We start from the raw sequence: 20,100 nt of genomic DNA on the forward strand, positions 1-20,100 counted from the left end.
CGCCACACTATGGCCAAGCTCGTGGCGCCTTGTTCCGGCTACCAGTCAGAGCGCTCTTCACCGTCGAAGGGACTCCCCCGTGACACGTCCGCTCTCCAAGCTCCTGGGCACAGCTCAGGCACCGCCCCGCTCCGCCACGGGATACGTTCTCTGGCTGCTGTTCGTCGGCAACCTGCTGAACTTCTACGACCGGGCACTGCCTTCCGTCGTGCTGGAGCCGATCAAGGACGAGTTCGGCCTCGACGACACCCGGGTCGGCATCCTCGCCTCGGCGTTCGTCCTCGTCGCCGCCGCCGCGGGCGTCCCGCTGGGCCGGCTCGCGGACCGGATCCCGCGTGCGAAGGTCGCCGGCTGGGGACTGTTCGCGTGGAGCGCCTTCACGGCCGCCGGGGCACTGCTGCCCGGCTTCTGGGGATTCTTCGCCTCCCGGGTGGGTGTCGGTGTCGGGGAGTCCAGCTACGGGCCGGCCACCGGCTCGCTGCTGTCGGACCTGTATCCGAGCGAGCGCCGCTCCCGGGCCAACTCCCTTTTCATGCTGGGCTTTCCCATCGGCACACTGCTCGCCTTCCTCACCGCCGGCGGGCTCGCCGTCGCGTTCGACTCCTGGCGGGCCCCGTTCCTCGCCGCCGCCGTGCCGGGCGTCGTGGTGGCCCTTCTCGTCCTGCGGATCCGCGAACCCGAGCGCGGCGCCGCCGAACCGGTGCCCGGTGCGGGCCCCGGGCGGGAGAACCGCGCGGCGTCCCTGCGCTCGCTGCTCAAGGTCAGGTCCCTTTACGGGATGCTCGTCGCGTTCGCCGGCTACAACTTCGCGGCGTACGCCGTCGGCACCTTCCTCACTCCCGTCCTCCAGCGCTGGTACGGGCTCGACCTGGTCGCCGCCGGCGCCGTCGGCGGAGTCGTCGTCGGTCTCACCGGGCTGGTCGGTCTCCTGGCGGGCGGCCGGGTCCTCGACCGGGCCGCCCGGACCTCACCCGCGGCCCGGACCCGGGTGGCCACGGCCTGTCTGGCCGGCGCAGCGGTGTTCTCCCTCATCGGCCTCGCCGCGGACCAGGGCTCGCTGTGGCAACTGGTGGTGTTCCTCAGCCTGGGCTACATGCTCGGCATCGTCTACCTCGCGGCGGCCGTTCCCGTGGTGTCCGACGTCATCGGCCCCGAGCAGCGCTCCGGCGCCCTGGGCCTGATGTTCGCCGTCGGCTACCTGCTGGGCGGAGCCGGCGGCCCCGTCCTCGTCGGTGCGCTGTCCGACGCCCTGGCCGCGGGCTCCGCGTCCGACGCGGCCTCGGCCCACGGCCTGCAGACCGCGATGACGATCACCGTTCCACTCGCCTTCGCCGTCGCGGCGGTCGGCATGCTCCTCACCGCCCGCTCCGTCCAGGCCGACCGCGACTCGATGCTCGCCCGCGAGGCCACCGCATGAACGACGACCGGAAGGAGACGGTCGGCACCGGGACGACGCCCGGCCGGCCCGACACACCCGCCGGCACCCGGGAGGACGACATCACGGTCCGGCACACCCAGGTCCTCGTCGTCGGCGCCGGGTTCTCCGGGATCGGCCTCGGCAGGGCGCTCCGCGAGTCGGAGCTCACCGACTTCGTCATCCTGGAGCGCGAACCCGCGGCCGGCGGCGTCTGGCAGTCCAACACGTATCCCGGCTGCCGGTGCGACGTCCCGTCCCACCTGTACTCGTTCTCCTTCGCCCCCAATCCGGACTGGACCTCGACCTACTCCCCGCGGGCGGAGATCCGGGCCTACCTGCAGACCTGCCTCGACCGCTTCGGCCTGCGCCCGCACCTGCGCACCGGCACCGAGGTCGAGGAAGCCCGGTGGGACGAGAACGACCACCTCTGGTACGTCACGACGAACAGGGGGCGGTGGACCGCGCGCGTCCTCGTCAGCGCCGTGGGCCCGCTGACCGAACCCAGGCTGCCCGACGTCCCGGGCATCGACCGCTTCCGCGGCACGCTCATGCACTCGGCCCGGTGGGACCACACCGCGGACCTCACCGGCGCCCGGGTCGCGTCGATCGGCACGGGCGCCTCCGCGATCCAGTACGTCCCCGAGATCGCGGACCGGGTGGACCGGCTGTTCGTCTTCCAGCGCAGCGCGCCCTGGATCACCCCGCACGACAACCGGCCGATCACCGAGGCGGAGCGGGAGCGGTTCCGTGCCCGGCCGCTCCGGCAGCGGATCGCCCGCGCCAAGGTGTACGCCGCCAAGGAGATCCTGGTGCTCGGCTTCGCCAAACGGCCTGGCCTCATGCGGATCGTCGAAGGCGTCGCCCGCAAGCACCTGGAACGCCAGGTGCCGGACCCGGTGCTGCGCCGGGCCCTCACCCCCGACTTCACGCTCGGCTGCAAGCGGATCGTGCCGTCGAACGCCTGGTACCCCGCCCTCCAGAAGCCGAACGTCGAACTCGTGCCCAGGGCGCTGCAGGAGATCCGCGAGCACAGCGTGATCGACGCGGACGGGGTCGAGCGGGAGGTGGACGCCATCATCTTCGGCACCGGCTTCCACGTCGCCGACATCCCGTTCGCCGACCGGGTGCGCGGCCGCGGCGGCGTGCCGATGAACGCGGCCTGGCAGGGCTCCCCCCGCGCCTACCTGGGCGTGTCCGTCCCGGGCTTCCCGAACTTCTTCATGTTCCTCGGGCCCAACTCCGGCCTCGGTCACAGCTCCATGGTCTACATGATCGAGGCCCAGGTGGAGCACGTGAAGAACGCGATCCACACCCTGCACCGGTCCGGTGCCACGTCCATCGAGGTGGACCGGCAGGTGCACGACGCGTACAACGCGGAGCTCGACCTCAAGCTGGCGAAGACGGTCTGGGAGCTGGGCGGCTGCCGCACGTTCTACCGGGACGCGAACGGCCGCAACGCCACCATCTACCCGGACTGGACCTTCCGCTTCCGCCGCCGGGCCGTGCGCCGGCAACCACGCGCCTACCGCCTCGCCGACGCACCACGGCCCTCCGACCCCAGCCCCGCCACCACAGGAGAGCCGGCATGAAGGCCGTGAGCCTCACCCGCGGACGCCTGACACTCGTCGATCTGCCGATGCCGCGCCCCGCGGAGGGCCAGCTGCTCGTCGCCGTCGAGCGGTGCGGAATCTGCGGTTCGGACCTGCACGCCCGTCAGCACGCCGACCGGCTGGCCGACGCACTCGACCTGTGCGGCTATCCCCGCTACCTCCGGTCCGGCCAGGACGTCGTGCTCGGGCACGAGATCCACGGCAAGGTCGTCGACCACGGCCCCGGGGGGAAGAGCAGGATCCCGCCCGGCACACCGGTCGTCACCATCCCGCTGGTGCGGCGCGGCCGGCAGGTCGACGGCATCGGCCTGTCGGCGGACGCCCCCGGCGGCTTCGCGGAGTACGTCGTCGTGCAGGAGGCGCTGACCCTCCCGGTGCCCAACGGCCTGCCCGCCGATCTCGCAGCCCTCACGGAACCCATGGCGGTCGCCTGGCACGCCGTCGACCGTGGCGAGGTACGGCGCAAGGACGTCGCGATCGTCCTCGGCTGCGGGCCGGTGGGGCTCGCGGTGATAGCCGTGCTGAAGTCCCGCAAGGTCGGCACCGTGATCGCGAGCGACTACTCGGCCGGCCGACGGGCGCTCGCCCGGGGCCTCGGCGCCGACATCGTGGTCGACCCCGCGGTCGAGTCCCCCTGGGAGGAGGCGTCCGGCGGCCACGGCTTCGTCACCTCGATGCCCGACGAGTACAACGCCGGCATCGACGCGGTCGAGGGCATGGCCAGACTCCCGCTGCCCTGGTGGGCCACCTGGCGCGTGCTGGACTCCCTCGGCGCCACCCGGCCGAAGCGCCCGGTGGTGTTCGAATGCGTCGGCGTGCCCGGCATGCTCGACGACATCCTGGCCCACGCCCCCCTGCACACGCGTGTCGTCGTCGTCGGGGTCTGCATGGGCTCCGACGCGATCCGCCCCGCACTCGCCGTGAACAAGGAACTCGACCTCCGTTTCGTCGTCGGATACACACCGCTGGAATTCCGCGACACCCTCCACGCCCTCGCCGACGGCACGCTCGGCGTGTCCTCCCTGGTCACCGGCCGGGTGGGGCTGGCGGACGTCCCTGACGCCTTCACCGCCCTGGCCGACCCCGGGAGCCACGCCAAGCTGCTCATCGATCCGTCGCTCGCGACACGCGGAATCACCGGGGCCGCCGTGCAGTAGGGCGCCCCGGCCGACGTCTCCGCCTTCACCCACGACACCTGGAACAGGACCGGCGAGTTGAATCAGGAACGAAACACACCCGACGGAACAGCCCCGCAGTCCGCCGGAAGCCCACATCGGCGGACCGTGGCCGGCCCGCTCACCGCTCACCGGATCGGCCGGGTGTCGGGCGCCCGGGCGACCCGCCGGCCGATCACGACAGTCTGCCCGTTCCTTCCCCGTGATGTTGAGGCATATCCTGTACCTGTTCGGTTCCGGTGGTTTCGGTGTGGTGTCACGGCGTGTGATGCGTACGACAGGGGATGGTCATGGCGGATGCGGCGTTGCTGGCGTCCCAGCGGCGTTCCCTCATCGTCGACCTCGTGCGCCAGTCAGGTGCCGTCCGGGTGTCCGACCTCGTCGAACAGTTCGGGGTCTCCGACATGACCATCCGACGCGATCTGGACGCGCTCGTGAGAGCCGGAGTGGTGCAGAAGGTCCACGGGGGCGCCGTGGCCGTTCCCGGTGGGGCGGTCGACGAACCCGGCTTCGAAGCCAAGTCCGGGCGGGAGTCCGCGGCGAAGGCCGCCGTCGCCGACGCGGCGGCCTCACTCGTCGAACCCGGCACCGTGGTCGCCCTCTCGGCCGGCACCACGACCTACGCGATCGCCACGCGACTGCTGAACATCCCACACCTGACGGTGGTCACCAACTCCCTCCCGATCGGCGATCTCCTTCGCACCACCGCTCAGGAACGCGGCTCGGGCACACCGTCCCTGCTGCTGACCGGGGGCTCGCCCACGCGCTCGGCGGCGCTGGTCGGCCCGATCGCGGACCAGGCGATCCGCAGTCTCCACGTCGACCTGCTGATCCTGGGCGCCCACGGCGTCTCGGACCGGGCGGGTCTCACCACGCCGAACCTCGCGGAGGCCCAGACCAACCGTGCCCTCATCTCCTCCGCCCAGCGGATCGCGGTGGTCGCCGACCACACCAAGTGGGGGGTCGTCGGGCTCAGCAGCTTCGCCCGGCTCGACGAGGCCGATCTCTTCATCACCGACGACAGGCTCGACACCGAGGTCCAGACGCTGCTCAGGGATTGCGTCGGCACCCTGATCGTGGCGAGCACGACGGAACCGGTCGGCCTGACGGCGCTGCCGTGATTCCGGACCGCCCGGCCCGGCCCGGGGGCCGGGCCGAACTCTCCTGCGCCGTCCGGTGCGCGCCCGGCCGACCTGCGGTCCACGCGCACCGGCCGCGTGCGGTGTCTGCGGCCCGTGGGTTCGGTGGGGCACGGTCCCGGACTACGGGACCGTGCCCGCCAGGGCGTGTCCGCTAACTCGCGTAGGTCTCGAACTCGGCGACCTTCGGCGTTCCGGTCGAGCCGGTGATCTCGAAGGTGATCTTGCTCAGCGAGGTACGGGGGACCGCGATGGCGCCCGCGCCGCTGCCGGACGCCAGGACGGCGCCGGTGTCACCGTTGAGGACCCGCCAGGATCCGATGCTGCCCGCGGAGCCCGCTGCCTCCCGGATGTTGATGCGGGCCACCGCGGTGGCGGAGGACCACTTGACCGAGACGGAACCGGTGGAGCCGGCCGGCGACCAGTAGGTGCTCAGGTTGCCGTCCTTGACGTTGCCGTAGCTCGTGCCGCTGGCCTTGCTGGAGCCGTCGGCACCGGCGCCGATGCTGAGGTTGGTTCCCCCGGTCTGCGTCGGCGTCGGCGTGGGGGTGGGGGTCGGCGTGGGGGTCGGCGTGGGGGTGGTCGGGCTCGGTGACGGCGTCTGCGGTGTGCAGGCGCCGTTCGACACCTTCAGCCCCTTGTTGGCCCCTGCGGTCTGGGTCACGATGTCCGGCACGCAGCCGGCCGCATCCAGGCTGAACGAGTAGGGGATGCTGACCGTGGTGGTGGACTTCACGTCGGGCCCGGCGGGGTTGTTTTCGGTGCCGGGGCTGGACCAGGTCACGTTGTCGAAGATGTTGCCGGCGACCTGCCAGTAACCGGCCGCGCTGGTGTAGAAGGTGCCCAGGACGTCCTTGGAGTCCTTGAAGTAGTTGTTGTCGACCCTGGCGCGGGCCCCGGCCCGGGAGTTGATCCCGGACTCGTTGAGCTTCACGTAGTAGTTGTTGTAGATGTGGGCCGTGCCGCCCCGCAGCAGGGGCGTGCGGGAGTCGATGTTCTCGTACAGGTTGTGGTGGAAGGTGACGAAGCCGTTCGAGAGCTCGGTCTCGCTGGACCCGATGAGGCCACCGCGGCCGGAGTTGCGCAGGGTGCTGTAGGACAGCGTCACGTACTGGGTGTTGTCCTTCATGTCGAAGAGGCCGTCGAACCCTTCCGACTCCCCGCCCGACGCCTCAAGGGTGGCGTGGTCGACCCAGACGTTGCGGACGTCGCTCTCCATGCCGATGGCGTCACCGCCGTTGGACGTGGGCGAGCCCGACTTCTTGACGTTCTTGACGGTCACGTTCTGGATGATGATGTTGCTGGACTCCCGGATGTGGATGCCCAGTTGGTCGAAGACGGCTCCGCTGCCGACGCCGACGATCGTGACGTTGCTGATCTGCTTGAGCTCGATGACGCCCGCGGCGGTGTTGCAGCTGGAACCCGACACCTTGGCGGTGTTGCCGTGGTTGATGGTGCCCTCGACCTCGATGGTGATCGGGGTGCTGGCGCTGGCCCGGCCGCACAGGGCCGCGTGGATCGCGGTCCCCGTGGTGGCACGCACGGTCTGCCCGCCGGCACCACCGGTGGTCCCCCCGTTCTGGGACGCGTAGCCCGTGGCACTGCCGGTCACCGCCGCCGATGCCGAGGGCATGGCCAGCACGACCACACCGGTCGCGGCCGCCAGGGCCGTCGTGGCGAGTGCCGCGTGGAGTCGCAGGGCGACTGGTCGTCTCATATCCGTCTCCCGAATGGTTTTCGAACTCTGGGTGGGTGGTGCTGCGTACGTACGCCCGTCCTGCCGGCGGGCCGTCGGGGCTGTCGACCTGTCACCGGGCAGGGCTCACAGGTCCCGCCACGAGTGCCCTCCCCGACGCGACCGGGTCGGCATTCCCGCCGAAGCCCGACCCCGCGGCCGCCGCGGGTCACCGCGGCGCTCGCCGCGCCAACGGCGACGGCAACGGCGACGGCGACGGCGACGAACTGCGACGGACGGTGAACTGCGACGGAGGAGATTGCGGCATGGGCATGACACATACCCGCCGCTCCGTAGCGGATCGACGACCCGCGCGAAGCCCCCGCACCGGCATCGGCCCGTGCGGATGTCGCGGTCGATGCCATGACGGCCGCATCAACCGGAACGAGGCTCGCTCACAGGAAGCGATTTCTGTCCGCGAGGATAGGGCCGCTTCTGACGGGCCAACAAGGTTCCTGTCACATATGAAATCTGAGCCGTCGCACCGTGGGCGGCATCGCCTCACTGCTTGTCTGCCACTCTGGAGTGAATAACCCTGCGATCACGCGTCCGGACGGCTAATCTTCTCGCCCGAGGAGCAGATGACAGGACAATCTCCACCGGCGGGCAGGGCCGGAGAAGTTTATGATGACGAGCAATGTTCAAGCATATGAACACGCAGGCGCCTGACGGCCCTGTGGCCGCACAGCCCGCCGGCCGTCCCGGGGTGTGCGGCGGTTCCGGTCGGCGGGCGCGTGAGGGGGGTCAGCCCTTCCTGTAGCGGGCGTGGTCGATGTGCCAGGCGTAGGAGCAGGCGATGGATTCCAGGGCCCGGGCATGCCGGGCGAGCGGTGCGGAGTCGCCGGTCATCAGCGCGGCGATTCCGTGCCGGGCCGTTGCGGCGTACTCCTCCCCCAGGCGGGAGGCCGCTGCGTAGGCGCCGGGGATGTCGCAGTGCTGCTCCCTCGTGATCAACGGGACGAGGTTCAGCGAGTCGGGGACGCCCCTGGCGGATTCCCTCGCGTAGGAGGCGAGGTCGTTCAGCACGCCGGCGAGGTCGGCGACGGCCGACTCCGGTTGCCGCACCGCCGGGGAGTTCCGCGCCTCGTCCGGCAGTTCGTACCGCAGCACGACCTCGGCCATGGCGACGAGGGTCCGCACGAACACGGTGTGGGGGCGTACGGCCCGGTAGTCGCGCACCGTGACGTGGTGGGGTTCGGCGAGGTGGTGCGCCTCCCAGAGCATGCCGAAGAGGACGTCCCTGAGGCACCCGGTGACCCGCAGGTACTGGGCGGCCGTGGCCCGGGTCCGCAGCCGCACGAGGAGGTCCTGGAGCGCCTCGTCGAAGGGGTCGGCGCCGTCGGGTGGCCCGCCGTCGGCCAGGAGGTGGACGCAGGTCTGGATCCGGCGTACCAGCCGGGCCGGGCTGCCGGCCGCCGTCGCCTCGCCGAAGGTGTCGTCGAACGCGGTGAGCCACAGGAAGAGGTCGGCGCACAGGAACAGGCCGTCCGGCTCGGCGGTGGGGAAGGTCCTGGCCACCCCGTGCGCCACGATGTCGCAGAGGGTGTGCCGTGCGTCGGACGGCCCGAGGAGCGGGAACCGGTGGAGCCACCGGCCGACGTGCTCCGCGATGCGGTCCGCGTGCGGGCTCGTCGGGAAGGGGCCGGGGAAGGTGCCGGAGAGGTCGGGCATGGGCAGGGCGGTGGTGCCCGGCCGGTCGGTGGTGGTCACGCGGCCTCCCGCGCCGCCGCGGTGCCCCTGGCCTCGGCGATCATGTGGAGGGAGGAGGGGTGGACGGTGATGGCGGGTACGGGCCGGACGGTGGTGCCGGGTGCGTGCCGCAGCGTCCAGCGGGACGCGACGAGGGCGGTCAGGACCGTCGCCTCGGCCCAGGTGAACCCGTCGCCGATGCACATGCGCTTCCCGGCGCCGAAGGGGATGTACGCGCCCCTGGCGGGCTGGGGCCGGTCGGGGAGCCAGCGGTCCGGGTCGAACCGCAGCGGGTCGTGGTACAGCCCGGGGTCCCGGTGGAGCGCGTACGGGCTCCAGACGAGGTCGGCCCCGGCGGGCAGGAGCGCGGTGCCGAGCCGTACGGGCACGGTGGCCTGGCGGGTCACGATCCAGCCGGGGTTGTGCAGGCGCAGTGTCTCGGTGACGAGCCTGCGGGTGAGGACGAGCCGGGGAAGGTGGTCGGCGGTGAGCCGGCCGCCGGCCAGGACGGTGTCGACCTCCTGGTGCAGGCGTTCTTCGAGGTCGGGGTTGCGGCCCAGTTCGTGGAGGAGCCACGCCATGGTGACCGCGGTGGTCTCGGAGCCGGCGGCCAGCAGGGCGGTGATCTCGGAGAGGATCTCCTCGTCGTCCAGGGGCCGGCCGTCCTCGTCGCGGGTGTCGAGGAGCAGGGAGACGAGGTCGTCGGGGGGTTCGGGGTCCGTCCGGCGGTCGGCGACGATGTCGCCGACCGTGCGGCGCAGCAGCGCGTTCGCGGCGCGGAGCCTGCGGTTGCCCGGGAGGGGCAGGTTCTCCCAGGCGGAGACCGGCGCGACGGCGCGACGGATGGCCGCCTGGAAGACGGTGTCGACGCTGTTCATGATGGACTGGGCCGGGCCGCGTTCGGGCTCGGAGGAGAACAGCACCGACATGACGACGCCCTGGGTCATGAGCTGCATCTCGTTCAGCACGTCGAGTCGTGCGCCGTGTTCCCAGCTCCGGAGTGCGGTCTCGGCGGTGGTGCTCATCATGTCGATGTAGGAGTTGATGCGCTCGCGGTGGAAGGCGGGCTGCATCAGGCGGCGGCGTTGCAGGTGCTGTTGCCCTTCGGCGACCGGCAGTGGTGATCCGCCGAACAGCCGGAGCTTGTCGAAGAGCCGGCCCTTGCCGAAGTTCGCGGACTGGGCGGTGAGCATCTCCCAGATGAGCTCCGGCGCGTTGACGACGAACACCGGCCGCGGGCCGACCCTGATCTGCACCACGTCGCCGTGGCCGCGCAGTTGCTGCATGAACGCCAGTCGGTTGCGGAGCAGCGGCATGACGTGTCCGACGACGGGCAGGCGCCCTGGTGCGTACGGCGGGGTCGTTGCGTCGGCGGTCACGGGAGGTACTCCGTCTCGGTGCGGGTCCGCAGCAGGTGGCGGGCGGCGACGACCTCGGCCTGGATCATCGCCTCGGGTGCGTAGAGGGTCTTGTCGTGCCAGAGGGCGGGGTGCCGGTGGCCGGGTGTGCGGGCCGTCGTGTGCAGGAACGCCTCGGCGCGGTCCAGTGCGCGGGTGTGCGCCGGCTGCCGCTCCGGCCCGGGCGTGCGGAGCAGGATCTTCACGGCGTAGGCGGTCTCCTCGGCGGTGCCGCCCCAGATGCCCCAGGATCCGTCCTGGTGCTGGCCGGCCAGCACCCACGCGGTGGCCGCCCGGAGGGCTCCGCGTGTTCGGGGGCCGGGGAGGGAGGACAGTGCGGTGACGCAGCGTTCGGTGGCGTAGTAGGGGGAGGCGTGCCACTTGTCGGTCCAGTGGCCCTGCGGCTGCTGGTGTTCGACGAGCCAGTCGGCCACCCGCTGCACGACGGGCCGGTGCGTGTGCGCCGCTTCGGGGTGGTGGCGGAGGTAGGCGTGGAGGGCCTGGAGGGCGTGCGCGTTGGCGCTGAGGGATCCGGTGTCCTCGCCGATGTAGCAGTCGTAGTGGCGGCCGTTGTCGAACACGGCGAGCGGGGCGGGGTCGCGGGGGCGGTCGACCAGGGCCGCGACGAGTACGGCCATGGCGGTGTCGTCGGCGTCCACCATCAGTCCGGGTGTGCCGCGGACGCCCTCGGGGTCGTACAGGGTGTCGGCCCACTTCCGCAGGGTGGGCACGGCGGCGGGCGGCAGGCCGGCCCGGGACAGCGCGGCGGCGACCCAGAGCCGCTCGAAGACCGTGATCGGTGCCGCTTCCGGGAGGAGACCGCCGTAGCGGTGCGCCACGGCGGCGAGTTCGTCGACCGCGCGCTGCCGCTGCGCGGAGCGGGGTGCGGCGGCGGCCCATGCCGCGGTGGCGGCCGGGGAGCTGCCGAGCAGCCCGTCCGCCGCGGGCAGCAGCGTCTCCGGGAGGTGTGCGGCGACGCCTTCGAAGGTGTGGTGGAGCTTGAGCGGGACTCCGCCGGCGGCCCGGCACTTGCGTGCGACTGCTTCGGGCGCCGCGGCGTGGTAGCCGCCGGGGACGACGGGCCGGGGGCCGCGGTGCCAGGGCCCGAGGTGCGGGAGGTCGGCGGTGCCGGGCCGGTCGAGGCGCTCGTTGACGGCGGCGACCAGGCTCGGGACGAGGATCTCGGCGGCTGCGGTGTCGGGCCACGGCCCGGCCGCCGGCAGGCCGCCGAGCGCGGCGAGCCCGCGGGCCGCCGCCGCGGCGAGTCGGTGCGTCGCACCGCCGGTCCCGGGTTCGCGCTGCAGCACCGCGAGGACGGCCTCGACGGCGCTCAGCGTCGGCAGGAGCCGGTAGGGCGCCGGTCCGTCACCCCAGCTGCCGTCCTCGGCCTGCGTGTTCAGCAGGTGGTCGACCCGGGTCCGTCCGCCGGGCAGCCACGGCGCCGTGGACAGCACGCGGGCCGTCTCGTACAGGGAGGGGCGGACGCTGCCCCAGGGGTCGGCGTCGACCGCGGCGATCAGCCTCGTCGCTTCGCCGACGTGGGCCTCGTCCTCCGGCCGGTGCTCGACGAGGGCCGTCGCCAGGGACGTGCCGGCCTCGTCGTGCCGGTGCTCGTTCATGCGTGCCTCGCAGTTGCGGATCCGGCGATGTCGCGCAGCGCCGCGACGGCGGCGGCCGGGAAGGGGGCGTGGTCGAGGGCGGTCAGGGCTTCGGCCCACCGCGTCCGGATCATCTCCTCGACCGCCTGCCGGGCTCCGGTGTTCTCCAGGATGGTCCGGACGACGGCGGCGTCCCGCTCGTTGAGGTTGCGTCTGCCGAACCGCGCACGCAGCGACCGCATCTCGCGGCGGGAGGCCCGCTGGGCCGCGAGGGCGACGAGCACCGTGGCCTTGCCGGCGCGCAGGTCGTCGAGCACCGACTTTCCCGTCTCCTGAGGATCGCCGAAGACTCCGAGGAGGTCGTCGCGGAGCTGGAAGGCCTCGCCGAGCGGCAGGGCGAACGCGCTCAGGGCCGCCTGGACCCCCGGGGCGGCGCCGGCCAGGGCCGCGCCGATGTGGAGGGGCCGCTCGACGGTGTACTTCGCGGTCTTGTACCGGATGACCTGGACGGCGGTCTCGACGTCGTCGGTCAGCCGACCGGTGGTCTGCAGGTCGAGGTACTGGCCGTAGAGCACCTCGCCGCGCATCTCGTCGAGGAGCGGCAGGATCCGTTCGGGGCTGCGGACCGTCAGGCTCGCTCCGTGCAGGAGTTCGTCGGACCAGATCAGCGCGAGGTCTCCGAGGAGCACGGCGGCGCCCAGGCCGTGTTCCGCGGCCCGGTGCGCCGGACCGCCGTCGGCGGTGTAGGCGGAGGCCAGCGCACGGTGGGCGGACGGCCGGCCCCGGCGGGTGTCGCTGGCGTCCATCACGTCGTCGTGGATGAGGGCGAACGCCTGGAAGAGTTCGAGGCCGGCCGCCGCCCGGACCGCCGACGCGTGGTCGCCCGCGCCGCCGCCCGCGTACCAGCCGCACACGCACAGCAGGGGGCGCAGGCGCTTTCCCCCCGTCAGGAAGGTGCGGAGCTGGGCTATGAGGGGTGGCAGTTCGGGCCCGGGCGCGGACTGCTCCTTGGCGTCCAGGAACGCGGCCAGGGCTGCGTCGACGTCCCGCCGCACGGCCGTGAGGTCCAGTGCGGCGGGACGGGGTACGACGTCGACCGAGGCCGGCCCGAGTCTCTTGTGGTCAAGAACGGCCAATGCATGTTCCTTTGGCGATCGGATGCGGTCACGGACGCACATCCCCAGGTGATCCACCTGTCACGCCTGGCACCGGTGTGGCGGAAAACACGCCGCCGACCCGACTCGATCCGCGATGGCGATGCTATGGCCGGGTCGTGCCTGTACCCTCTTCGGCCACCGTCACACCGAAACCCGGGCCGGAGCGCGCCCGGCCGGCCCGGACGGTCCGGCGGGCTGCTGCCCGGAGGGGCTCCCGTGCCGTCGCGGGTGCGCGGGGTGGATCGGGGTGAAACCCGCGGGCAGCGCCGTCAGGCTCCGGTAGATCGGGCCGCCGTGGTACGTCAGTTCCGCCGCGGGCACGGTGAGCCTGACGTCGGGGAGGTACGAGGTGAGCCGCTCGATCGCCGCGGTGGCGACGAGGACGGCGGTGGAGCGCGCCGGGCAGGCGTGCGGACCGGCGGCGAAGGCGAGGTGGGCCTTGTTGCCGGACCGGTGGTCGTCGTTCGGCAGGTTGGCGTGCGGGCAGGAGTTCGCGGCCGCGTAGGACACCATCACCGGCGAGCCGGCCCGAATGACCGTGCCGTGGAACTCGACCTCGTACCGGGGGAAGTGGAGGCTGTAGTTCGCCAGCGGCGAGTCGTTCCACAGCGCCTCGTCGATCGCGTGCTGGATCGGCAGGCTCCCGCTGGTGAGGGTACCGAAGTAGCGGTCGTCCGAGAGCATCCGGGCGAGGGTACTGGCGATGAGGTTGGCCAGCGGTTCGTTGCCCGCACCGAGCACGATGATGACCTGCTGGAGGACGTCCTCCGGGCTCAGCCCGTTCGGGTGGTCGATGAACCACGAGGTCAGGTCGTGTCCGCGCTGCTGCGCCTTGGCGGCGTAGAGGCTGGTGAGGTACTCGTTCAGCGCCTGCCCGCCCTGCGCCGCCTGCTCGGGGTCCGAACTCACCATGCCGGTGAACGCCTTCAGGAGCCGGGGGGCGTACTCGTCGGGCATGCCGAACAGCGCGTTGAAGACCATCAGGGGGATCTGCTGCGCGTACTGGGCGACCAGGTCGGCCTCGCCGTCCTCCGCGAACCGCTGGAGGAGCGTGTCGGCGTAACGGAAGGTCAGGTTGCGCACGTCGTGGGGGTCGAGAAGGCTGAAGCTGTCCGTGATGACGCTGCGCAGGTGGGCGTGCTGGGCGCCGTCGGCGAAGAACAGGCTGGGCCGCCACTGCACGTGCGGCATGAGGGGGCTGTCCTGCGGGACCTGGTCCATCCACGGGCGGGTGTCCTTGGACCAGGTGTGCGTGTCCTGGAGGAGGTCGATGGCGGCGCGGTAGTCGGTGACGACGTGGACGACGACACCGGGGGAGATCTCCGCGAGGCCGACCGGCCCCTGCAGGCGCAGCAGTTCGTAGCTGCGCTGGGGCTGCGCGTCGTGCTCGGGCCCGTGGAGGCGCACCGGCGCGGCGGGAGGAGTGACGGTCACGACGATCGGTCTCCGGATCGGGCTATCAGGTGGGCGGTCAGGGCGATGAGCGCGTCCAGGGTGGAGTTCTTGTCCCGGGCGTCGCAGGTGACCAGCGGGGTGCGCTCGTCCAGGTCGAGCTTGGAGCGCAGGGTTTCGAGGGTGTGGTCGGGCGAGGTCGGGAACGTGTTCACCGCGACCGCGTAGTCCAGGCCGCGCTCCTCGATGAGGTCCATGACCTCGAACGACTGGTCCAGGCGGCGGGTGTCGGCCAGGACGAGGGCGCCGATGGCGCCGTCGGCGATGTCCTCCCACAGCGGCAGGAAACGGCGCTGCCCGGGGGTGCCGTACAGGTACAGGACCACCTTGGCCTGCGGCACGGTCAGGCGGCCGAAGTCGATGGCCACCGTGGTGGTCGTCTTGCCGCGCAGGCCGTCGAGGGTGAGGTCGTCCGCCGATGCGGCGGCGTCGGTCATCACCTCGTCGGTGTGCAGCGTCGGGATCTCGGAGAGGGTCCTGATCGCCGTGGTCTTCCCGATGCCGAGGGGGCCCGCCACCAGGATCTTCAGCCGCTGGTGGTCGTCCTCGGGGAGGTACACAGGAGTCGGGCTAGTGCTGCCTGAGCGCGCGGAGTCCACTCAGCACCTCTTCCAGGAGTTCTTTCGACGGGCGATCGGCATGTGCGTCGGGAAGTAATGCGTCCGGGGCCGGCACGCGAACCTGCAGGTGCCCGCCGTCGAGGAGTTGGGAGACCAGGACCTTGCACACGCCTGTCTGCAGCCGGAGGTAGGCGGCCGTCTCGCTGATGGTCAGGGCGCCTCCCGTGAGCAGCGTGATGATCCGCTGCTGCACGGGGGTGTGGTGAGGGGCGGGCGGGAGACCCGTGGCGACCACGGCCATGAGCGACTGGAGGGTGTTGCGGCTCGGGGTGCCGACGCCGCGGGTCGCCAGGTAGCTGGGGATCATCCGCCTGCGCAGCGGGCCGCGGCTCATGACGCCCCCTGTGTGCGGGCGGGGACGGACAGGAGTTGCTCACCGAGCTTCTTGGCCTGGCGGGCCATGATGTGCGCGACCGTGCCCATGGGCATGTCGAGGCCTCCTGCGACGGCGATGAAGGTGTTGGTGCGGATGCCGGCCGGCATGATCATGTACGTGCCGTGGGCGTTCTGCACGGTGATGGTCATGACGGGGGTCCCGTCCGCGGCGCCCAGCGCGGCGTTGGCCGCGGCGCGGGCCGCGCCGTGGAGGGCCGCCGTCATGGCGGAGATGCCCTCCGCGGTCTCGCGGAGGAGCCCTTCCGTCGCGCCGATGACCATGCCGTCGCTCGACATGATCAGGGCGTGCCTGACCTCCTTGCTGACTTCGGTGATGGGGTTCAGGACCCACGACGGGTCCTCGATCACGGGGCGCGAGGTGGGGAGAACGGTCACTGTGCTTCCTTCGAGTCGGTGGAGTCGCGGTCGGCGGCGAGTCCCGCCTGGAACTGGCTCCAGGTGTCACGAGCCTCTTCCGGGTTCAACTCCCGGGACTCGATGACGGGCGTCTCACCGCGGTTCAGCTCACGAGCGCGGCGGCGCCGCTGGGGCAGGTCGCCGGCTTCGTCCGGCGCTTCGTCCGGCGCGTCGTTCGGGGCGGCCGGGGTCGGCCACTGGGGTGCCGCGGGGGGCGCGGCGGGCAGGGGGGCCATCGCCGATATCGGTTCCACTTCCTCGTCGATCGTGGTCAGCAGGTGCGGGGGGACGGTGAGGACCGTGCGGACCCCGCTGTAGGGGGAGACCTGGTCGATCGAGACCTGGAAGCCATGGTCGGCGACGAGCCGGCCGATGGCCGCGAAGCCGAGGGCCGGCGGATCGCCGAGCTCGGTGAGGAGCGTGTCCTGCTGGTCCTCGCCCGAGACCAGGCGGGCACCGCGGCGGGCGGCCTCCGCGCTCATGCCCGTGCCCGCGTCGTCGATGGTGACGCAGACGCTGCCGCTGCCGGTCTGGATCACGCCGACCTCCACCGCGAGGTCGTCGCGGGAGTGCTCCAGGGCGTTGGCCATGAGCTCGGTGAGGGCCACGGCGATGGGCTCCGCGGCGCGGCCGACGACGGCGAGGTTCGAGGCGAGCAGCCGGGAGTTGATCTTGATGCGTTCGTAGCCGTGGAGGCGGGACGAGGCCCCGCTGACGATCTCGACCACGTAGGTGTCCGGACGCACGTGCCCGGGCCAGGCCCCGCACACGATCGCGGCCTTCTGGACCAGGCGGATCGCCTGCTCGTTGAGGTGGTCGACCTTGAACAGGCTGTCGAGCAGACGCGGGTCGTCGAAGTCGCTCTGCAGGCTCTCGACCTGCGTCTGCAGCCGGTACGACAGGGCCTGGATGTCCTGGCACGCACCACGGAGCGCCGCGCGGGCGGAGGCGTCGATCCGCCGCCGCTCCTTGGCCACCGTGTCCGAGTAGTGGCCGAGAACGGCCTCGTGCAGAGGGGCGAACTCCGTCCCGGCCAGAACCTGGTGCTTCAGACCGGGAACCGGGTGGTGCGAACTGACCAGGTGCAGCGCCAGGCCGGGGAGACGGTCGGCGACCAGATGCCGGAACTCATCCCCCAGCAGCTGGAGTTGGTCACGGAGATCCTGCGCGCGCCGGTCGGATGCACTCAGCGCCTCGGACTGCACGGCGCTTCGCGCGACCAGGGCGCGACGCGAACGTGCCAGCAGCGCCGTGGCGACGGCGCCGGCTGCGGTCGTGGCGCCGAGCACCACGGCGGCGGTCTCGGGAATCGAGGTCAAGGGTCGGGTCCTCGGGGGCTCGAGCCGGCTCCGGAGGCCAGGCGCTGAGGAGCCGCTCGTTCACGGCGAACGAGAGCCCGACCTTCGGAGTACCGGCAGATTGGGGGCAGAGATGAGGGGCGGGAACTGATCGATGGAGCAGCGCCGGGCGCGGCAGGGACGGGGGCAACCTGCCATGCGCACGACACATATGCTCGCGCCGACCGGCAGACATGCACCTCGCCGCTCAGCTCATCGCCGCGCTGCTGCTCCACAACACGACGACGCTCCGCACGGGGCGTCCGGCGCCCCTGCGTGCGATGGCCTGGCAGACGTGAGCATCATCCTGAACTCCGCGGGTCTTCCATCAGGGCCACGGAGCAATAACTTGATTCAGGAGCTCCGCATCTGAGCGATCATTAGATCACATGATCAGTGAAGCCAACGATGCAGCCGCCGCCCACGACCGTACGGTGGACGTCCGCGGCACGGAGCGCCGGGCCCCACGCGCGACGGCCGGCACGTCCCGGGACGGCCGCCCCGGACGCGGTGGATGCGTCCGGGGCGGCCGGGTCGTTCCGGGCGGTGCGGGCGGTGCGGGCGGTGCGGGCGGTTCAGGGGTGTGCAGTGGTGCGGTGCGGGCGGACGCCGGACGGTCTCAGGCGGCGGTGCAGGTGAGCACGGGTACCGGGTTGCTGCCGCCCCTGCTGCCCTGGAAGCCGAAGGAGGTGCCGGCGCCGGGGGCCAGGGAGCCGTTGTAGCCCATGGACGCGGCCGTGACGGAGGCCCCGCTCTGGACCGCCGTGGCGTTCCAGGCGTTGACCACCTTCTGGTCGCCGCCCCAGGTCCAGGTGACCCGCCAGGACGTGGTGGCGGTGCTGCCGGTGTTGGTGACCGAGACCGTGGCGACGAACCCGCCGCCCCAGTCGCTGTCCACGCGGTAGGCGGCGGTGCAGCCGCCGCCGGTGGGCGCGGCGGTGGTGGTGGCCGTGACGGCGGCGGAGTCCGCGGAGACGTTGCCCGCCGCGTCCCTGGCGCGGACGGTGTAGCGGTAGGCGGTGGAGGCCGCCAGCCCGCTGTCGGTGTAGGCGGTGGCGGTGGCGGTGGCGACCCTGGCGCCGTCACGGTAGACGTCGTAGCCGGTGACCCCGGTGTCGTCCGTGGACGCCGTCCAGGTGAGCGTGGCACCGGAGGCGGTGGTCGCCCGGACGGTCAGCCCGGCGGGCACCGACGGGGCCTGGACGTCGCCGGGCGGCGGGGTGCTCGGGCTCGGGCTCGCGGTGCCGTTGCCCACCAGCGCCCAGTAGGCCGCCTTGGCCTGGAGCTGCCGGTCGAAGAGGAGCGGCGCGTCCATCCGGTTGACGGGGAAGGAGTTCAGCCAGGTGTTGTCGTCCGCGACCCCCCACAGCGTCACCGAGCTGATGGCGTCCCGGTGGCTGCGGTAGACGTCGAAGAGTGCCTTGTACTCGGCGGCCTGCTTGGTCAGCGCGCTGTCGGGGATGGTGGTGTAGGACGAGGTGTTGTCGGTGTAGACGCTGACGTCCATCTCGGTGATCTGCTGGTCGACGCCGAGCGCGGCGAACTGCTCGACCGTCGCCGTGGTGTCCGAGGCGGAGGGCCAGTCGATGTTGCCGTGCATCTGGTGGCCGACGCAGTCCACCGGCACGCCCTGCAGGCGCAGGCTGCTCACCAGGTTGTACAGCGCCTGGCGCTTGGCGGGCACGGTGGTGTTGTAGTCGTTGATGCAGAGTTCGGCGGCGGGGTCGACCTCGCGCGCGGTCCGGAAGGCGTCGGCGATGTAGTCGGTGCCGGTGATCTGGTACCACGGGCTGCGCCGCAGGCCGTCGGACTGGGTCTCGTCGATGACCTCGTTGACGACGTCCCAGGCGGAGATCTCGCCCTTGTAGTGGCCCATCACCGCCCTGATGTGCGCCTCCAGGCGGGAGAGCAGCAGCGCCTTGTTCTCCGGGGTGGCGGTCATGGCGTTTCCGGCGGCGTCCTGGAAGACCCAGGCCGGGGTCTGCTGGTGCCACACCAGGGTGTGGCCGCGGACCTTGATCCCGTTGGCGGCGGCGAAGTCCACGGTGGCGTCGGCGTCGGTGTAGCGGAAGGTGCCCTCGGTGGGCTCGGTGGCGTCCCACTTCATGGCGTTGCCGGGGGTCACCGAGCCGAAGTGCTTCTTGACCAGGGTGCCGTGGTCACCGGTGACCTCGGCGGGGAGGACCGCGGCGCCGACGGTGAAGTCCGCCGCCAGCACGTCCTTCAGCGACGGGATGTCCTGCTGCACGGGCACGGCCGGCAGGTGGGTCAGGGTGAAGTCGTCGATGTGGAAGGACGGGGTGCCGCTCGCCGTCTCCACGTACGCCTTCAGGACGGTCGGGGTGCCGGCCAGCGTGTAGGTGCCGCTGAGCTTCACCCAGCCGTCGGCGGTGGCGGTGACACCGGAGGCCACCGTCTCGTAGCCGGTGGTGCCGCCGGACTGGCGCTCCATCGACAGCCGCGCCGGGGTGGCGGACTCGCCCGCCGCGAGGCGCACCCACACCGTGAGGGTGTACGCCGTGCCGGGCTGCAGGGTGCCCAGGAGGTCCAGCGAGGCGCCCTGCCAGCTGGCGGTGCGGCCGGTCACCGCGAGGCTGCCGGTGCCCTGGTGGGCGACGGCGGTGGAGACCGCGACGGTCTCCGAGGCCCGGGCGGTCCAGCCCTGGACGGTACCGGCCTCGAAGTCGCCGCTCAGGTCGGTGACCGGGACGGAGTCGGCGAGGGCGGGCACCGCACCTGCCGAGAGGGTCAGGCAGAGCGCCGCGACCAGGGCCGCGCACAGGCCCAGCAGCAGCGCGACCGCCCGGGGGCGGGAAGGATGAGGAGGCATGCGGTCAGATCCTTGTCTGTGAACGCACGTGGGCCACCGGCGGAGAGCGCGGGGCTACCTGGGACCACGCCGGCACGAGCCCGGCGCGTGGGAGCGGCGATGCGCCGCAGCGCCTCCCGCACTTCCCGCGCCGGACACCAGCGCGGTTGGCA

The 20,100-nt window shown here is 72.0% G+C and carries 15 protein-coding genes; 4 read left to right on the forward strand and 11 right to left on the reverse strand.

From position 1 onward, the window contains the following. The first annotated feature begins 79 nt into the window (after nucleotides 1-79). The 4 genes from OG335_RS06550 (at nucleotide 80) to OG335_RS06565 (ending at nucleotide 5,323) form a co-directional block, all read left to right on the forward strand. Nucleotides 80-1,417 (forward strand): spinster family MFS transporter, encoded by a 1,338-nt coding sequence (locus tag OG335_RS06550; RefSeq protein WP_405010053.1) that lies wholly within the window; start codon nucleotides 80-82, stop codon nucleotides 1,415-1,417. Next, nucleotides 1,414-3,006: a flavin-containing monooxygenase gene (locus tag OG335_RS06555; protein ID WP_405010054.1), complete on the forward strand. Its 1,593-nt coding sequence runs from the start codon at nucleotides 1,414-1,416 to the stop codon at nucleotides 3,004-3,006. The genes OG335_RS06550 and OG335_RS06555 overlap by 4 nt, the downstream gene beginning before the upstream one ends. After that, on the forward strand, nucleotides 3,003-4,184 hold the full coding sequence (locus tag OG335_RS06560) for a zinc-binding dehydrogenase (protein WP_405010055.1): 1,182 nt from the start codon (nucleotides 3,003-3,005) through the stop codon (nucleotides 4,182-4,184). The genes OG335_RS06555 and OG335_RS06560 overlap by 4 nt, the downstream gene beginning before the upstream one ends. A 308-nt stretch (nucleotides 4,185-4,492) precedes the next feature. Beyond that, on the forward strand, nucleotides 4,493-5,323 hold the full coding sequence (locus OG335_RS06565; RefSeq protein WP_405010056.1) for a DeoR/GlpR family DNA-binding transcription regulator: 831 nt from the start codon (nucleotides 4,493-4,495) through the stop codon (nucleotides 5,321-5,323). A 172-nt stretch (nucleotides 5,324-5,495) separates the two neighbouring features. Here OG335_RS06565 and OG335_RS06570 read toward each other — a convergent pair whose 3' ends face one another. From OG335_RS06570 to OG335_RS06620, 11 genes are all read right to left on the reverse strand, one after another. Beyond that, complete coding sequence (locus tag OG335_RS06570) at nucleotides 5,496-7,058, reverse strand: polysaccharide lyase family 1 protein (RefSeq protein WP_405010057.1); 1,563 nt, start codon at nucleotides 7,056-7,058, stop codon at nucleotides 5,496-5,498. Nucleotides 7,059-7,820: 762 nt separating this feature from the next. Continuing rightward, on the reverse strand, nucleotides 7,821-8,786 hold the full coding sequence (locus OG335_RS06575; RefSeq protein ID WP_405010058.1) for a hypothetical protein: 966 nt from the start codon (nucleotides 8,784-8,786) through the stop codon (nucleotides 7,821-7,823). Next, entirely contained in the window at nucleotides 8,783-10,144 is a 1,362-nt protein-coding gene (locus OG335_RS06580; RefSeq protein WP_405010059.1) for a cytochrome P450, read from the reverse strand. Before OG335_RS06580 ends, OG335_RS06575 begins: the two co-directional genes overlap by 4 nt. After that, a complete protein-coding gene (locus tag OG335_RS06585; protein WP_405010060.1) occupies nucleotides 10,141-11,781 on the reverse strand; it encodes a prenyltransferase/squalene oxidase repeat-containing protein in 1,641 nt (546 codons plus the stop codon). The genes OG335_RS06580 and OG335_RS06585 overlap by 4 nt, the downstream gene beginning before the upstream one ends. Next, on the reverse strand, nucleotides 11,778-12,896 hold the full coding sequence (locus OG335_RS06590; protein ID WP_405010061.1) for a polyprenyl synthetase family protein: 1,119 nt from the start codon (nucleotides 12,894-12,896) through the stop codon (nucleotides 11,778-11,780). The genes OG335_RS06585 and OG335_RS06590 overlap by 4 nt, the downstream gene beginning before the upstream one ends. A gap of 162 nt (nucleotides 12,897-13,058) precedes the next feature. Beyond that, the gene (locus OG335_RS06595; RefSeq protein WP_405010062.1) at nucleotides 13,059-14,351 is read right to left on the reverse strand and encodes a cytochrome P450; all 1,293 of its coding nucleotides are present in this window, start codon (nucleotides 14,349-14,351) and stop codon (nucleotides 13,059-13,061) included. Further along, nucleotides 14,348-14,929 carry a GTP-binding protein gene (locus OG335_RS06600; RefSeq protein ID WP_405010063.1) on the reverse strand — a complete coding sequence of 194 codons (582 nt, stop codon included), beginning with the start codon at nucleotides 14,927-14,929 and terminating at the stop codon, nucleotides 14,348-14,350. The genes OG335_RS06595 and OG335_RS06600 overlap by 4 nt, the downstream gene beginning before the upstream one ends. Before the next feature lie 10 nt (nucleotides 14,930-14,939). Next, the gene (locus OG335_RS06605; protein WP_405010064.1) at nucleotides 14,940-15,323 is read right to left on the reverse strand and encodes a DUF742 domain-containing protein; all 384 of its coding nucleotides are present in this window, start codon (nucleotides 15,321-15,323) and stop codon (nucleotides 14,940-14,942) included. Then, nucleotides 15,320-15,760 (reverse strand): roadblock/LC7 domain-containing protein, encoded by a 441-nt coding sequence (locus tag OG335_RS06610; RefSeq protein ID WP_405010065.1) that lies wholly within the window; start codon nucleotides 15,758-15,760, stop codon nucleotides 15,320-15,322. Before OG335_RS06610 ends, OG335_RS06605 begins: the two co-directional genes overlap by 4 nt. Further along, nucleotides 15,757-17,100, reverse strand: a complete 1,344-nt coding sequence (locus tag OG335_RS06615; RefSeq protein ID WP_405010066.1) for a sensor histidine kinase — start codon at nucleotides 17,098-17,100, stop codon at nucleotides 15,757-15,759. The genes OG335_RS06610 and OG335_RS06615 overlap by 4 nt, the downstream gene beginning before the upstream one ends. Before the next feature lie 637 nt (nucleotides 17,101-17,737). After that, nucleotides 17,738-19,948: an endo-1,4-beta-xylanase gene (locus OG335_RS06620; protein ID WP_405010067.1), complete on the reverse strand. Its 2,211-nt coding sequence runs from the start codon at nucleotides 19,946-19,948 to the stop codon at nucleotides 17,738-17,740. Nucleotides 19,949-20,100: the final 152 nt, after the last annotated feature.

The sequence above is a fragment of the Kitasatospora sp. NBC_01539 genome (genome assembly GCF_045040525.1).
In the GTDB taxonomy this organism is placed as follows: domain Bacteria; phylum Actinomycetota; class Actinomycetes; order Streptomycetales; family Streptomycetaceae; genus Kitasatospora.

Bases quoted from the DNA above. Each gene is read 5' to 3' on its own strand.
- OG335_RS06555 (WP_405010054.1), top strand. From the start codon at position 1,414: ATGAACGACGACCGGAAGGAGACGGTCGGCACCGGGACGACGCCCGGC.
- OG335_RS06560 (WP_405010055.1), top strand. From the start codon at position 3,003: ATGAAGGCCGTGAGCCTCACCCGCGGACGCCTGACACTCGTCGATCTG.
- OG335_RS06620 (WP_405010067.1), bottom strand. From the start codon at position 19,948: ATGCCTCCTCATCCTTCCCGCCCCCGGGCGGTCGCGCTGCTGCTGGGC.
- OG335_RS06585 (WP_405010060.1), bottom strand. From the start codon at position 11,781: ATGAACGAGCACCGGCACGACGAGGCCGGCACGTCCCTGGCGACGGCC.
- OG335_RS06605 (WP_405010064.1), bottom strand. From the start codon at position 15,323: ATGAGCCGCGGCCCGCTGCGCAGGCGGATGATCCCCAGCTACCTGGCG.
- OG335_RS06565 (WP_405010056.1), top strand. From the start codon at position 4,493: ATGGCGGATGCGGCGTTGCTGGCGTCCCAGCGGCGTTCCCTCATCGTC.
- OG335_RS06570 (WP_405010057.1), bottom strand. From the start codon at position 7,058: ATGAGACGACCAGTCGCCCTGCGACTCCACGCGGCACTCGCCACGACG.